At 66.9% G+C, this 14,874-nt stretch carries 17 protein-coding genes; 16 read left to right on the top strand and 1 reads right to left on the bottom strand.

All coding sequences use genetic code 11. The features are described 5' to 3' along the window. Window positions 1-91: 91 nt before the first annotated feature. The 15 genes from rpmE (at window position 92) to ACZYY4_RS22110 (ending at window position 12,707) form a co-directional block, all read left to right on the top strand. Window positions 92-340 carry a 50S ribosomal protein L31 gene (gene rpmE / locus ACZYY4_RS22180; protein WP_463812213.1) on the top strand — a complete coding sequence of 83 codons (249 nt, stop codon included), beginning with the start codon at window positions 92-94 and terminating at the stop codon, window positions 338-340. A 72-nt stretch (window positions 341-412) separates the two neighbouring features. Further along, window positions 413-1,489 carry a peptide chain release factor 1 gene (gene prfA, locus ACZYY4_RS22175; RefSeq protein ID WP_463812212.1) on the top strand — a complete coding sequence of 359 codons (1,077 nt, stop codon included), beginning with the start codon at window positions 413-415 and terminating at the stop codon, window positions 1,487-1,489. Beyond that, the gene (gene prmC / locus ACZYY4_RS22170; protein ID WP_463812211.1) at window positions 1,486-2,343 is read left to right on the top strand and encodes a peptide chain release factor N(5)-glutamine methyltransferase; all 858 of its coding nucleotides are present in this window, start codon (window positions 1,486-1,488) and stop codon (window positions 2,341-2,343) included. Before prfA ends, prmC begins: the two co-directional genes overlap by 4 nt. Further along, on the top strand, window positions 2,340-2,999 hold the full coding sequence (locus tag ACZYY4_RS22165; protein ID WP_463812210.1) for an L-threonylcarbamoyladenylate synthase: 660 nt from the start codon (window positions 2,340-2,342) through the stop codon (window positions 2,997-2,999). Before prmC ends, ACZYY4_RS22165 begins: the two co-directional genes overlap by 4 nt. Continuing rightward, window positions 2,996-4,174 (top strand): glycosyltransferase family 4 protein, encoded by a 1,179-nt coding sequence (locus ACZYY4_RS22160; RefSeq protein WP_463812209.1) that lies wholly within the window; start codon window positions 2,996-2,998, stop codon window positions 4,172-4,174. The genes ACZYY4_RS22165 and ACZYY4_RS22160 overlap by 4 nt, the downstream gene beginning before the upstream one ends. 115 nt (window positions 4,175-4,289) lie before the next feature. Further along, on the top strand, window positions 4,290-4,745 hold the full coding sequence (locus tag ACZYY4_RS22155) for an ATP synthase subunit I (RefSeq protein ID WP_463812208.1): 456 nt from the start codon (window positions 4,290-4,292) through the stop codon (window positions 4,743-4,745). Window positions 4,746-4,747: 2 nt separating this feature from the next. Next, entirely contained in the window at window positions 4,748-5,512 is a 765-nt protein-coding gene (atpB, locus tag ACZYY4_RS22150; protein WP_463812207.1) for a F0F1 ATP synthase subunit A, read from the top strand. Window positions 5,513-5,574: 62 nt separating this feature from the next. Further along, window positions 5,575-5,820 (top strand): F0F1 ATP synthase subunit C, encoded by a 246-nt coding sequence (locus ACZYY4_RS22145; RefSeq protein WP_064923065.1) that lies wholly within the window; start codon window positions 5,575-5,577, stop codon window positions 5,818-5,820. Between the two features lie 9 nt (window positions 5,821-5,829). Continuing rightward, window positions 5,830-6,363, top strand: coding sequence for a F0F1 ATP synthase subunit B (locus ACZYY4_RS22140; RefSeq protein ID WP_463812206.1), 534 nt, complete (start codon window positions 5,830-5,832; stop codon window positions 6,361-6,363). A gap of 8 nt (window positions 6,364-6,371) precedes the next feature. Next, window positions 6,372-7,709: a F0F1 ATP synthase subunit B/delta gene (locus tag ACZYY4_RS22135; protein ID WP_463812205.1), complete on the top strand. Its 1,338-nt coding sequence runs from the start codon at window positions 6,372-6,374 to the stop codon at window positions 7,707-7,709. Window positions 7,710-7,769: 60 nt separating this feature from the next. Then, a complete protein-coding gene (gene atpA / locus ACZYY4_RS22130; protein ID WP_463812204.1) occupies window positions 7,770-9,419 on the top strand; it encodes a F0F1 ATP synthase subunit alpha in 1,650 nt (549 codons plus the stop codon). A 7-nt stretch (window positions 9,420-9,426) separates the two neighbouring features. Then, entirely contained in the window at window positions 9,427-10,353 is a 927-nt protein-coding gene (locus tag ACZYY4_RS22125; protein WP_463812203.1) for a F0F1 ATP synthase subunit gamma, read from the top strand. 33 nt (window positions 10,354-10,386) lie between these two features. Continuing rightward, window positions 10,387-11,817 (top strand): F0F1 ATP synthase subunit beta, encoded by a 1,431-nt coding sequence (gene atpD / locus ACZYY4_RS22120; protein WP_463812202.1) that lies wholly within the window; start codon window positions 10,387-10,389, stop codon window positions 11,815-11,817. Between the two features lie 67 nt (window positions 11,818-11,884). After that, entirely contained in the window at window positions 11,885-12,250 is a 366-nt protein-coding gene (locus ACZYY4_RS22115; RefSeq protein WP_463812201.1) for a F0F1 ATP synthase subunit epsilon, read from the top strand. A 13-nt stretch (window positions 12,251-12,263) separates the two neighbouring features. Next, window positions 12,264-12,707: a DUF2550 domain-containing protein gene (locus ACZYY4_RS22110; protein WP_463812200.1), complete on the top strand. Its 444-nt coding sequence runs from the start codon at window positions 12,264-12,266 to the stop codon at window positions 12,705-12,707. A gap of 24 nt (window positions 12,708-12,731) precedes the next feature. On the opposite strand, the gene ACZYY4_RS22105 is transcribed toward ACZYY4_RS22110, so the two are convergent. Beyond that, window positions 12,732-13,322, bottom strand: a complete 591-nt coding sequence (locus ACZYY4_RS22105) for a cob(I)yrinic acid a,c-diamide adenosyltransferase (RefSeq protein ID WP_463812199.1) — start codon at window positions 13,320-13,322, stop codon at window positions 12,732-12,734. A 99-nt stretch (window positions 13,323-13,421) separates the two neighbouring features. Between ACZYY4_RS22105 and murA the strand changes: the two genes are divergently transcribed. Beyond that, a complete protein-coding gene (gene murA, locus ACZYY4_RS22100; RefSeq protein WP_463812198.1) occupies window positions 13,422-14,675 on the top strand; it encodes a UDP-N-acetylglucosamine 1-carboxyvinyltransferase in 1,254 nt (417 codons plus the stop codon). The last annotated feature ends 199 nt before the right edge of the window (window positions 14,676-14,874 follow it).

The following is a 14,874-nucleotide window of genomic DNA, read 5'->3' as shown; positions in this document are numbered from 1 at the left end:
GCGTAGCTGGCATAATCGAACACCTCAGGTTCCGGTTCACGTCCACCCTCAAGGGCGGGCGACCCGGCGGCCCACGATCGAAGAGGACATCATGAAATCTGGCATTCACCCTGCCTACGGCGAGACCACCGTGGTGTGCGGTTGCGGTAACAGCTTCACCACCCGCAGCACCAAGGAGAGCGGCCACATCGTGGTCGAGGTCTGCTCGCAGTGCCACCCGTTCTACACCGGCAAGCAGAAGATCCTCGACAGCGGCGGCCGCGTCGCCCGCTTCGAGAAGCGCTACGGCAAGCGCAAGGTCGGTGCCGCAGCCGACGCAGCAGAAGCCACCGACAAGTAGCGTCCTCACCGACGCCCGGAACGTGCCCGCACGTCACCCGGGCGTCGGCTTGCGTTCGGGGATGGAGGTGAGATGACTCGCAGCATGCAGGCGATCGATGCCCTGCTGGCCGAACACGCCGCGCTGGAAACTCAGCTCTCCGACCCCGAACTGCACAACAATCCGGTCGAGGCGCGCCGGGCCGGGCGCCGGTTCGCCCAGTTGGCGCCGATCGTGGCCACTCACCGCAAGCTCGAGTCGGCCCGCGGCGACTTGGAGGCCGCCCGCGAACTGGCCGCCGACGACGCGTCGTTCGCCGCCGAGGTCCCCGAGCTGGAAGCCCGTGTCGCCGAACTGGACACCGCGCTCACCGACATGCTCGCACCGCGTGACCCGCACGACGCCGACGACATCGTGCTCGAGGTCAAATCTGGTGAGGGTGGTGAGGAATCGGCGCTGTTCGCCGCCGACCTGGCCCGGATGTACATCCGCTTCGCCGAACGCCAGGGCTGGAAGGTGACGGTGCTCGACGAGACCACCTCGGATCTCGGCGGCTACAAGGACGCAACCCTGACCATCGCGAGCAAGGGCGACAGCGCCGACGGCGTGTGGTCGAAGATGAAGTTCGAGGGCGGGGTGCACCGGGTGCAGCGGGTGCCGGTGACCGAATCTCAGGGCCGGGTCCACACCTCGGCGGCCGGGGTGCTGGTCTACCCCGAGCCCGAAGAGGTCGCCGAGGTGGCCATCGACGAATCGGACCTGCGCATCGACGTCTACCGGTCCTCCGGCAAAGGCGGTCAGGGCGTCAACACCACCGACTCGGCGGTACGCATCACCCACCTGCCGACCGGGATCGTCGTCACCTGCCAGAACGAGCGGTCCCAGCTGCAGAACAAGGCCCGCGCCCTGCAGGTGCTGGCGGCCCGGCTGCAGGCGCTGGCCGAGGAACAGGCCCAGGCGGACGCCTCAGCCGATCGGGCCAGCCAGATCCGCACCGTGGACCGCAGCGAGCGCATCCGCACCTACAACTTCCCGGAGAACCGGATCACCGACCACCGCATCGGCTTCAAGGCCCACAATCTCGACCAGGTTCTCGACGGAGACCTTGACGCGATGTTGGACGCGCTGGCCGCTGCCGACAGGGAATCCCGGTTGCAGGGGACGTCGTGAGCCGGATCCGGGACGCGATCGACTCCGCAGCAGCCATTTTCGCCGATGCCGGAATCGACTCGGCCCGATACGACGCCGAAGAACTCGCCGCTCACGCGGCCGGCACCGACCGCGGCCGGCTGGCGCTGCTGGAACCGCCCGGCGACGCCTTCTACGGGCGCTACCGGGAACTGGTCACGGCGCGCCGCTCCCGAATCCCATTGCAGCATCTGATCGGGACAGCGGCGTTCGGTCCGGTGACGCTGCAAGTCGGCCCGGGGGTGTTCGTGCCGCGTCCGGAAACCGAGGCCATGCTCGAATGGGCTCTGAAACAGGTCACGGATCAACAATGTCCGCCTCGCCCAGTGATCGTCGATGCTTGTACCGGCTCCGGCGTACTGGCGGTCGCGTTGGCCCGCGGTCTTCCCGGCTGTCGGGTGCTTGCCCTCGACGACTCCGAAACCGCACTGCGCTACGCGCGCCGCAACTGCGCGGGCACGTCGGTGGAATTGATCCATGCCGATGTCACCACGCCGGGCCTACTGTCGGAGCTGGACGGCCAGGTCGACCTGATGGTCAGCAATCCGCCCTACATCCCTGACGGTGCAGACCTGGATCCTGAAGTGGCCCAGCATGACCCGGCGCATGCGCTGTTCGGCGGACCGGACGGCATGTCGGTGATCACCCCGCTGGCCGCCCTGGCTGCGCGGCTGCTGCGCCCCGGCGGCCTGTTCGCCGTCGAACACGACGACACCGCCTCGGCGGCAACGGCCGAAACCGTGCGCGGCACCGGAGCCTTCGACGACGTGGTATCCAGGTCGGACCTGGCCGGACGGTCCCGGTTCGTGACGGCGGTCAGGAACGATCAACCATGACAGAGGTTTTCGACTGCGCCGACGCAGACCAGCGTGCGGCGGGGGTCGCGGCGGCGATCGACGCCGTTCGCGGCGGCCGATTGGCGGTGCTGCCCACCGACACCGTCTACGGCATCGGTGCAGACGCGTTCAATGTGGCCGGGGTGACCGCGCTGCTGGCGGCTAAAAGACGCGGCCGCGACATGCCCGTCGGCGTGCTGGTCGGGTCATGGAACTCCATCGACGGACTGGCCCTGATCGTGCCCGATACCGCCCGTGAGCTGATCCGTGCGTTCTGGCCGGGCGCGATCAGCCTGATCGTCACCCAAGCTCCGTCACTGCAGTGGGATCTCGGCGATGCCCGCGGCACCGTCATGGTGCGTATGCCGCTGCACCCGGTGGCCCTGGAGGTACTCCAAGCCGTGGGCCCCATGGCGGTGTCCAGCGCCAATGTCTCCGGTGGCTCGCCGGCCGTCGACGCCACAGAAGCGCGCCGCCAGCTCGGCGAGTCCGTCGACGTCTACCTCGACGCGGGCCCCGCCGAACAGGGGTCGGCCTCCACGATCGTGGATCTGACCGGACCCGCACCCCGCATCGTCCGGGCCGGGCCGGTCTCGGCCGAGCAGATCGGCGCGGTGCTGGGGCAGGATCCGGCAGCGCTGACAGGGGCGTCGTGACCAGCCTGCTCGCCCTCGCCGATCGCGGTGCCGGTGTGCCGCTGCGGGAGCTCGCGCTGGTCGGACTGACCGCCGCGATCATCACCTACTTCGCCACCGGGCCGGTCCGTTGGCTGGCCACCCGGCTGGGCGCGGTCGCCTACCCGCGCGAACGCGACGTCCATGTGCAGCCGACCCCGCGGATGGGCGGGCTGGCAATGTATGTCGGCATCGTCGCCGCGATCTTCCTGGCATCGCAACTGCCCGCGCTGACCCGCGGCTTCGTCTACTCCACCGGGATGCCGGCGGTGGTGCTGGCCGGCGGCGTGATCATGGGCATCGGCCTGCTCGACGACAAGTGGGGCCTGGACGCCTTGACCAAGTTCGCAGGCCAGATCACCGCGGCCAGCGTGTTGGTGACCATGGGCGTTGCGTGGAGTGTGCTGTACATCCCGATCGGCGGTGTCGGCACCGTGGTGCTCGATCAGGTGTCGTCGATTCTGCTCACCCTGGCGCTGACCGTATCGGTGGTCAATGCGATGAACTTCGTCGACGGGCTGGACGGGCTCGCGGCCGGGCTGGGTCTGATCACGGCGCTGGCGATCTGCATGTTCTCCGTCGGCCTGCTGTCCGACCACGGTGGCGACGTGCTGTTCTACCCGCCGGCGCTGATCTCGGTGGTGCTGGCCGGGGCCTGTCTGGGATTCCTGCCGCACAACTTCCATCCCGCCAAGATCTTCATGGGCGATTCCGGGTCGATGTTGATCGGTCTGATGCTGGCCGCCGCGTCCACCACCGCCGCCGGGCCGATCTCGCAGAGCGCCTACGGCGCCCGCGACGTCTTCGCGCTGCTGTCGCCCTTCCTGCTGGTGGCGGCCGTGGTGTGTGTGCCCGCGCTGGACATGCTGCTGGCGATCATCCGTCGGACACGAGCAGGGCGCAGCCCGTTCAGCCCCGACAAGATGCACCTGCACCACCGGTTGCTGCAGATCGGCCACTCCCACCGCCGGGTGGTGTTGTTGATCTACTTGTGGGTGGCGATCGTCGCGTTCGGCGCCGCGGGCACCATCTTCTTCGACCCGCGCTACACCGGCGCGGTGATGCTGGGTGCGATGCTGATCGCGATTGTCGTTACGCTCATCCCGCTGCTGCGTCGCGAGGACAGCCTGGAAGACGACCCCTACGACGCGCGGTAGTAGCACCGTCTAGGATGGTGTTGTAGGTGGTTCCGCAGCGCGATCGGGCATCCGATACGCTCGGCGGGCGACTGCACGACAGTGACGCAGAGCAAGTCAAGATTGGGGTGAGGCGGTGACGACACCAGCGCAGGACGCGCCGTTGGTGTTGCCGTCGGTGGTGTTTCAGCCACGTCGGCTGCTGGTCACCTGTTTGGTGCTGACGGCGGTGGCGTCGCTCGCCGCGGCGCAGCTGGGTCACGTGATGTTCGGTGCGTTCTTCGGGATCGGGCTGGGCCTGGGTTTGCTCAATGCGCTGCTGATCCGCCGCTCGGTGCAGTCGATCACCGCCGCAGACCACCCGCTCAAGTCCAAGATGGCAATGAATTCCGCCACCCGGCTCCTTATCATCACGGTCGTCGGCCTGGTCATCGCCTACCTGTTCCGGCCCGAGGGATTGGGCGTGCTGTTCGGGCTGGCGCTGTTCGAGGTCTTGCTGGTCGCCACGACCGCAGTGCCGGTAATGAAGAAGCTGCGTAGCGCGGCAGCGACAGACTCAGATGCTGAAGGCGCGGAAGGGACTGCACAGTAGCGATGATCGAGACCACCCTGGCTGAGGCCGCCATCGAGGTCGGCCACCATGAAACGGCCGTCTGGCCGTTGCTCGGGACCGTCAATGTCGACACCATCCTGTCGAGTGCGATCGCTGCCGTGATCGTCATCGCGCTGGCGCTCTACCTGCGGGTCAAGGTCACCTCGACCGGGGTCCCCGGCGGCGTGCAGCTGTTCTTCGAGGCGATCACCGTTCAGATGCGCAACCAGATCGAAGGCGCGATCGGGATGCGGATCGCACCGTTCGTGTTGCCGCTGGCGGTCACGATCTTCGTGTTCATTCTGGTGTCCAACTGGCTGGGCGTGTTTCCCGTGCAGTACGCCAGTGAGGCCGGAGGCGCCAAGGAACTGTTCGCACCGCCGGCCTCCGACATCAACTACGTGCTGGCGCTGTCGCTGTTCGTGTTCCTCTGTTATCACCTGGCCGGGTTCTGGCGTCGTGGCCTGGTAGGCCACCCGTTGCGGGTGCTCAAGGGCCACGTGGCCATCCTGGCGCCGATCAACCTGGTCGAGGAGATCGCCAAGCCGATCTCGCTGTCCCTGCGACTTTTCGGCAACATCTTCGCCGGCGGCATCCTTGTCGGCCTGATCGCGCTCTTCCCGCCCTACATACTCTGGGCCCCCAACGCGATCTGGAAAGCGTTCGACTTGTTCGTCGGCCTGATCCAGGCGTTCATCTTCGCGCTGCTGACCATCTTGTACTTCTCGCAAGCCATGGAGATGGAAGACCACGAAGAGCAGCACTAGCAAGCCCGACACCAAAACAGAGACCTGGTAGAGAACTACCAGCTAGCAAGGAGGAATAAGGAATGGACCCCCAAATCGCAATGGGTGCCCTCATCGGCGGCGGACTGATCATGGCCGGCGGCGCGATCGGTGCCGGTATCGGTGACGGTATCGCGGGTAACGCGCTGATCTCCGGAATCGCTCGGCAGCCCGAAGCTCAGGGCCGGCTGTTCACCCCGTTCTTCATCACGGTCGGTCTGGTCGAGGCGGCCTACTTCATCAACCTGGCGTTCATGGCACTGTTCGTCTTCGCCACTCCGGTCAAGTAGTCCGCTCGTATGGGTGACATGAGCGTCGTCGTCCTGGCCGCGACCCGCCAGGTCGCCGAGGGAGCCGAGGGAGGCGAAAGCAGCAACTTCCTCATCCCCAACGGCACCTTCTTCGTCGTGCTGGGCATTTTCTTGATCGTGCTCGGTGTGATCGGCACCTTCGTGGTGCCGCCGATCATGAAGGTGTTGCGGGAGCGCGACAACATGGTCACCAAGACGCTCGCCGACAACAGGGAGTCAGCCGAGCAGTTCGCAGCTGCCGACGCCGACTACGAGAAGCAGATGGCGGCTGCGCGCCTTGAAGCATCGACAGCGCGTGACGACGCTCGAGCCGAGGGCCGCAAGGTCGTCGACGAGAAGCGATCGGCCGCGGAGGCGGAGGTGGCCTCGACATTGCAGGCTGCCACCGACCAACTCAAGCAGGAAGGCGATGCGGTGAATGAACAGCTGCAGGCCCGGGTGGCGGCTCTGTCTGCCACCCTGGCCAGTCGGATTCTCGGTGTCGAGGTCGAGGCACCCACCGCGGCGAGCACGGGGCGGTAGCAACCAAGATGTCGACATTCATCGGGCAGCTGGTCGGCTTTGCCGTCATTGTCTGGCTGCTGATCAAGTTCGTGGTTCCGCCGGTGCGCAAGCTGATGGCCGACCAGCAGGAGTCGGTGCGCAAGCAGCTGGAGGAGGCTGCGGCGGCCGCCGCCCGGCTGACCGAGGCAGGCCAGGCGCACTCCACCGCGCTGGCCAATGCTGAGACCGAGGCGCAGCGGGTCACCGCCGAAGCGCGCACCGATGCGGAGCGGATCGCCGAGCAGCTGCGCGGCCAGGCCGGCGTCGAGGCCGAGCGCGTCAAGTCCGCCGGCGGTCAGCAGGTCGGTCTGATGCGTGCCCAGTTGATTCGCGAGCTGCGGTCCGGCCTCGGCGCGGAAGCAGTGCAGCGGGCGACCGAGCTGGTTCGCGAGCACGTCGCCGACCCGCAGCGGCAGGCCGCGACCGTCGACCGATTCCTCGACGAGCTTGACGCGATGGCGCCGAAAGCGGTCGAGGTCGAATCGCCGATTCTGGCCCGTATGCGCTCCGCGAGCCGGGACGCCCTCAACGGCCTGCTGGACAAATTCAGCGAGGTGGCGGACGGCCTGGACGAGCAGGGCTTGTCCGCGCTGGCCGGTGACCTGACTGCGGTCACGGAGTTGTTGGAGCGCGAGAGGGTGGTGACCCGGCACCTGACCGTGCCGGACGAAGACGCCGCACCGAAGGTTCGCCTGGTGCAGCGGCTGTTCTCGGGCAAGATCGATACTCCGGCACTGACGCTGGTGACCGGTGCCGCCACGGCCCGGTGGTCCAACGAGGCCGACCTGATCGGTGCCGTCGAACACGTCGCCCGTCAGGCGCTGCTGTTGTCTGCCGAGCGCGGGGGCAAGCTCGATGAGGTGGAGGACCAGCTGTTCCGGTTCTCCCGCATCCTCGACGCCCAACCCCGACTGGACACCTTGCTCGGTGACACCGGGACGGCGGCCGCAGGCCGGATCGAGCTGCTGCGCAACGTCATTGGCGGTGGCAGCGGCGCCAACTCGATTACCACCGCGCTGCTGGAGCACACCGTCGCACTGCTGCGCGGTCAGTCCGCACACCAGGCGATCACCGAGCTCGCCCAGATCGCGGTGGCACGTCGCGGCGAGGTGGTGGCGGATGTCGGTGCGGCGGCCGAACTCACCGACGCGCAGCGCACCCGGCTGAACACCGTGCTGAGCCGGATCTACAGCCACCCGGTGCGTGTGCAGGTCGGTGTCGACCCGGCATTGCTGGGCGGATTGTCGATCTCGGTCAGCGACGAGGTGATCGACGGAGCGCTCTCGTCGCGCCTTGCGGCCGCAAAGACGCAATTGCCCGACTGACCAAGACCTACCGGTCCAAGAGCCCACAACCCAATTTCGAAGGCAGGAAGACGAAACGCCATGGCAGAGTTGACAATCTCCTCTGACGACATTCAGGGGGCGATCGAGGAGTACGTGAGCTCCTTCAGCGCCGACACCGCGCGCGAGGAGGTCGGCACCGTTATCGACGCCGGCGACGGCATTGCACACGTCGAAGGCCTGCCTTCGGTGATGACCCAGGAGCTCCTCGAATTCCCCGGCGGCGTGCTGGGCGTGGCGCTCAACCTCGATGAGCACAACGTCGGGGTGGTGATCCTGGGCAACTTCGAGAGCATCGAGCAGGGCCAGCAGGTAAAGCGCACCGGTGAGGTGCTCTCGGTAGCGGTCGGTGACGGCTTCCTCGGTCGCGTGGTCAACCCGCTCGCCCAGCCGATCGACGCCCGCGGCGATATCGAAGCGGAGACGCGCCGTCCGTTGGAGATGCAGGCACCCTCGGTGGTTGAGCGTCAGAGCGTCACCGAGCCGCTGCAGACCGGTGTCAAGGCCGTCGACGCCATGACCCCGATCGGCCGCGGCCAGCGCCAGCTCATCATCGGTGACCGCAAGACCGGCAAGACCGCGCTCTGCGTTGACACCATCCTCAACCAGCGCAAGAACTGGGAGACCGGCGACCCCAACCAGCAGGTCCGGTGCGTGTACGTCGCGATCGGCCAGAAGGGCACCACCATCGCCAGCGTGCGCCGCGCGCTGGACGAGGGCGGCGCCATGGATTACACGACGATCGTCGCCGCTCCGGCGTCCGACTCCGCCGGCTTCAAGTGGCTGGCCCCCTACACCGGCTCGGCGATCGCCCAGCACTGGATGTACCAGGGCAAGCACGTGCTGATCGTTTTCGACGACCTCACCAAGCAGGCCGAGGCCTACCGCGCCATCTCGCTGCTGCTTCGCCGCCCGCCGGGCCGCGAAGCCTACCCGGGCGACGTGTTCTACCTGCACTCCCGGCTGCTGGAGCGCTGCGCGAAGCTCTCCGACGAGCTCGGCGGCGGTTCGCTGACCGGCCTGCCGATCATCGAGACCAAGGCCAACGACATCTCGGCCTACATCCCGACCAACGTCATCTCGATCACCGATGGCCAGTGCTTCCTGGAGAGCGACCTGTTCAACCAGGGTGTGCGGCCGGCCATCAACGTCGGCGTGTCGGTGTCCCGTGTCGGTGGCGCCGCGCAGATCAAAGCGATGAAAGAGGTGGCCGGGTCGCTGCGTCTGGACCTGTCGCAGTACCGCGAGCTGGAGGCGTTCGCCGCCTTCGCCTCCGACCTGGATGCCACCAGCAAGGCGCAACTGGAGCGGGGTGCGCGGCTGGTTGAGCTGCTCAAGCAGCCGCAGTTCGCGCCGATGTCGGTCGAGGAGCAGGTGATCGCGGTCTTCCTGGGTACCGAGGGGCACCTGGACTCCGTGCCTGTCGAGGACGTCGGTCGTTTCGAAGCCGAACTGCTGGACCACATCCGGGCCTCGGAGAACGACATCCTGACCGGGATTCGCGAGTCCAAGAAGCTCTCCGATGAGGCCAACGAGAAGTTGGTCGCGGTCATCGGACAGTTCAAGAAGGGCTTCGCCGCGACCGGTGGCGGCTCGGTGGTGCCCGAGGAACATGTCGAGGCACTCGACGAGGACAAGCTCGGCAAGGAAGCGGTGCAGGTCCGCAAGGCCCCGCCGGCGAAGAAGAAGTAACGCCGCCATGGCAGCCACACTTCGCGAACTACGCGGGCGAATCCGCTCAGCCGGGTCGATCAAGAAGATCACCAAGGCCCAAGAGCTGATCGCCACCTCGCGTATCGGCAGGGCGCAGGCCCGGCTCGAGACGGCGCGGCCCTACGCCGATGAGATCACCCGGATGCTCACGACGTTGGCTGCCGAGGCGGCCTTGGACCACCCGTTGCTGGTCGAGCGCGCCGAGCCCCAGCGGGCCGGTGTGCTGGTGGTGTCGAGTGACCGCGGTCTGTGTGGCGGGTACAACGCCAACGTTTTCCGTCGGGCCGAGGAGCTGTTCTCGCTGTTGCGGTCCGAGGGCAAGGACCCGGTTCTCTACGTCGTCGGCCGGAAGGCGCTGGCTTACTACAGCTTCCGCAACTGGGCGGTCACCGACTCGTGGTCCGGTTTCTCCGAGCAGCCGACGTATGAGAACGCCGCCACGATCGCCTCGACACTGGTGAACGCATTCATGTCCGGCGTCGACGACGAGGGCAACCACCCGGGTTCCGACGGGGTGCTCGGCGTTGACGAGCTGCACATCGTGTCGACCGACTTCCGTTCGATGCTGTCGCAGTCGGCCGAGGCCCGGCGGATCGCGCCGATGCTGGTGGAATACGTCGGCGAGGACGAGAGCGGTCCCCGGACCCTGTACTCCTTCGAGCCGGATGCCACCGCGCTGTTCGACTCGCTGCTGCCGCGGTATCTGACCACCCGCGTGTACGCGGCGCTGCTGGATTCGGCGGCATCGGAACTGGCTTCGCGTCAGCGCGCCATGAAGTCGGCCACCGACAATGCCGACGACCTGATCAAGGCGTTGACGCTGGAGGCCAACCGCGAGCGCCAGGCCCAGATCACCCAGGAAATCAGCGAAATCGTCGGCGGTGCGAACGCCCTCGCCGACGCCGCCCGGTAAGCCCCCGCTAAGCACTAGGAAGCGAAGAAGATAATGACTGTTACCGCTGACAAGACAACCGTCGGCCGCGTGGTGCGCGTGACCGGCCCCGTCGTCGACGTCGAGTTCCCTCGGGGCGCGGTGCCCGAGCTGTTCAACGCGCTGCACGCGGAGATCACCTTCGAGGAACTGGCGAAGACGCTGACCCTCGAGGTTGCCCAGCACCTGGGTGACAACCTGGTGCGCTGCATCTCGATGCAGCCCACCGACGGCCTGGTGCGCGGTGTCGACGTGACCGACACCGGAGCCGCGATCTCGGTGCCGGTCGGTCACGACGTCAAGGGCCATGTGTTCAACGCGCTGGGCCACTGCCTGGACAAGCCGGGCTACGGCGAAGACTTCGAACACTGGGGCATTCACCGCAAGCCGCCGCCCTTCAACGAGCTGGAACCGCGCACCGAGATGCTCGAGACCGGGCTGAAGGTCGTCGACCTGCTCACCCCGTACGTGCGTGGTGGCAAGATCGCCCTGTTCGGTGGCGCCGGTGTGGGCAAGACCGTGCTGATTCAGGAGATGATCAACCGCATCGCCCGCAACTTCGGTGGCACCTCGGTGTTCGCCGGCGTGGGTGAGCGCACCCGTGAGGGCAACGACCTGTGGGTCGAGCTCGCAGACGCCAACGTGCTCAAGGACACCGCGCTGGTGTTCGGCCAGATGGACGAGCCGCCGGGCACTCGTATGCGGGTGGCGCTGTCGGCGCTGACCATGGCCGAGTGGTTCCGTGACGAGGCGGGCCAGGACGTGCTGCTGTTCATCGACAACATCTTCCGGTTCACCCAGGCCGGCTCCGAGGTCTCGACCCTGCTGGGCCGGATGCCCTCGGCCGTGGGCTACCAGCCCACGCTGGCCGACGAGATGGGTGAGCTGCAAGAGCGGATCACCTCGACCCGCGGCCGGTCCATCACCTCGATGCAGGCCGTGTACGTGCCCGCCGACGACTACACCGACCCGGCGCCGGCGACCACGTTCGCGCACTTGGACGCGACCACCGAGCTGAGTCGTGCGGTGTTCTCCAAGGGCATCTTCCCGGCGGTGGACCCGCTGGCGTCCAGCTCGACCATTCTGGACCCGGCCATCGTCGGCGACGATCACTACCGCGTCGCCCAGGAGGTCATCCGGATCCTGCAGCGGTACAAGGACCTGCAGGACATCATCGCGATTCTCGGTATCGACGAGCTGTCGGAGGAGGACAAGCAGCTGGTCGGTCGGGCCCGGCGTATCGAGCGGTTCTTGAGCCAGAACATGATGGCGGCCGAGCAGTTCACCGGCCAGCCCGGCTCGACGGTGCCGCTCAAGGAGACCATCGAGGCATTCGACCGGTTGACCAAGGGCGACTTCGACCACCTGCCCGAGCAGGCGTTCTTCCTGATCGGTGGTCTCGACGACCTGGCCAAGAAGGCCGAGAGCCTGGGCGCCAAGCTGTGACCCGGGGTGTTGGTGCCGGTGAGCGCTTGCGCGAAGAGCGTCCTATGAGGGCGAAAGGCGGTGGGTAATGGCTGAGCTTGACGTCGACATCGTCGCGGTCGATCGCAAGGTGTGGTCGGGCAAGGCGACGTTCATCTTCACCCGGACCACCGTCGGTGAAATCGGCATCATGCCGGGGCACATCCCCCTGGTCGCCGAACTCGTCGACGACGCGATGGTGCGGGTGGACCGTGTCGAGGAGGCCGAGCTGCGACTGGCCGTGCACGGCGGTTTCCTGTCGGTGACCGAGGAGGGCGTCAGCATTCTGGCCGAATCCGTCGACTTCGCCGCGGAGATCGATGAGGCGACGGCGCGGCACGACGCTCAATCCAGTGACCCCAAGATGGCAGCACAGGGCAGGGCTCGGCTTCGCGCCCTGGGTGTGATCGACTAGCGGGCATGAACCGATGAGCACGCCCATGATCTGCATGGCCGTGCTGGTCGCCGTGCTCTTCTGCGCCGTTATGGCGTTGAGCTACCGGCTGTGGAAACTCCGTCAAGGCGGCACCGCGGCGATCATGCGTGACCTACCGGCCGTAGGCGGGCACGGTTGGCGGCATGGCATGATCCGCTATCGCGGCGGTGAAGCCGCCTTCTACCGGCTCTCGAGTGTGCGACTGTGGCCGGACCGCCGGCTGTCCCGCCGCGGCGTGGACGTGGTCTCGCGGCGCGCGCCACGCGGTGACGAATTCGACATCATGACTGACGCCATCGTGGTCCTGGAACTGTGGGACACCACCCAGGACCGTCGGGCGGGGTTCGAGATAGCCCTGGACCGCGGTGCGCGGACCGCATTCCTGTCCTGGCTGGAGGCGCGTCCCTCCCCACGATCCCGCCGGCACAGTTACTGAGCAGCCGAAACCGGTTGGTGTCGACTATTTTCCGGGACGATCGGTGCGATCACCACCGGGCTTCCAAAGCACGTCACCGTCGGCGTTGGCCACCCGGCACAGCACGAACATCAAGTCCGACAAGCGATTCAGGTACTTCGCCGGCAGGACGGAGACGCCGGTCGGATCCGCGTCGACCGCTGCCCACGCCGACCGCTCGGCGCGGCGCACCGCGGTGCGGGCCACGTGCAGCAGCGCCGAGAGCGCTGAACCACCCGGCAGGATGAACGAGTTCAGCGCGGGCAGTTGCTCGTTGTATTCGTCGCACCACGCTTCGACGCGGTCGATGTAGTCCTGGGTGATCCGCAGCGGGGGATATTTGGGGTTCTCCGCCACGGGAGTGGCCAGGTCGGCGCCGGTGTCGAACAGCTCGTTCTGGATGTGCAGCAGCGTCGCACCGACCCGGTCGCCGGGCTTGCCGAGCGCAATCGCGACACCGATCGCGGCGTTGGCCTCCTCACAGTCGGCGTAAGCCACCAGGCGGGGGTCGGTCTTGGGAACGCGGGAGAAGTCGCTCAAACCCGTCGTGCCGTCGTCGCCGGTACGTGTGTACACGCGAGTGATATGCACTGCCATGGCCCAAACCGTACCGGGCGCGCCAGCCGGGTGAGCCGGGCTTCGGTCAGCGTCGGGATTCGGTCGGGATCAGGTCAGGTCCTCACTACACTGACCCGCGTGGGTGAGCGTTTCGTGGTTGCCGGCGGCAATCGGTTGTCCGGTGAAGTGGCCGTCGGGGGCGCTAAGAACAGCGTCCTCAAACTGATGGCCGCTACGTTGCTGGCCGAGGGCACCAGCACCATCACCAACTGCCCGGACATTCTCGACGTGCCATTGATGGCCGAGGTGCTGCGCGGACTGGGCGCCAACGTCGAGCTCGACGGGACAACGGTGCGGATCACCTCGCCGGACGAACCCAAGTACGACGCGGATTTCGCCGCGGTGCGTCAGTTCCGCGCCTCGGTGTGCGTGCTCGGGCCGTTGGTGGGCCGCTGCCTACGGGCGAAGGTCGCCTTACCGGGTGGTGACGCGATCGGGTCCCGCCCTCTCGACATGCATCAGGCCGGCCTACGCCAACTGGGCGCGACCTGCAATATCGAGCACGGCTGTGTAGTCGCCCATGCCGACGCCCTTCGCGGCGCCGAGATCCAGCTGGAATTTCCCTCCGTCGGCGCCACCGAGAACATCTTGATGGCGGCGGTGCTGGCCGAGGGCGTCACGACCATCCACAACGCCGCGCGCGAGCCCGACGTCGCCGACTTGTGTCACATGCTGAACCAGATGGGCGCCAAGATCGAAGGTGCGGGCTCACCGACGCTGAAGATCACCGGGGTGCCGCGTCTGCACCCGACCGAGCACGAGGTGATCGGGGACCGGATCGTCGCGGCGACCTGGGCCATCGCGGCGGTGATGACCCGCGGCGACATCTCGGTGACCGGTGTCGACCCGGCCCACCTGCAGCTCGTCCTGCACAAGTTGCACGACGCGGGGGCTACCGTCACCCAGCACGACAACGGCTTCCGGGTGGTGCAGTACGACCGGCCCAAGGCCGTCAACGTCGCGACCCTGCCGTTCCCCGGTTTCCCCACCGATCTGCAGCCGATGGCGATCGGCCTGGCGGCCATCGCCGACGGTACCTCGATGATCACCGAGAACGTCTTCGAGGCCAGGTTCCGGTTCGTCGAGGAGATGATCCGGTTGGGCGCCGATGCCCGCACCGACGGCCACCATGCGGTGGTGCGCGGTCTGCCGCAGCTCTCGAGCGCGCCGGTATGGGCATCCGATATCCGGGCCGGCGCCGGTCTGGTCCTTGCGGGCCTGGTCGCAGACGGTGAGACCGAGGTTCACGACGTCTATCACATCGACCGGGGCTACCCGCTGTTCGTGGAGTACCTGGCCGGTCTCGGCGCCGAAATCGAGCGTGTAAGATAGGACAGGCCGGCGCACCGCATGCGGATCGCCGAGCAGTCTGGAAGACCTTCCGGTAGCCCCGAAAACGTCGGAGTTGACTCAACTCCGACGCCCGAGTAGAGTGGCGGGGTTGCCTGAAAACCGGGCGTGTTGTTTGAGAACTCAATAGTGTGTTTGGTGGTTTTTGTTTGTTGTTGTTTTTGCCATGCCTTCGGCGCCC

Source organism: Mycobacterium sp. IDUB_21 (assembly GCF_055419425.1).
Note: the sequence above shows the minus strand (reverse complement) of the source record. Positions and strands in the feature narration are given on the sequence as shown.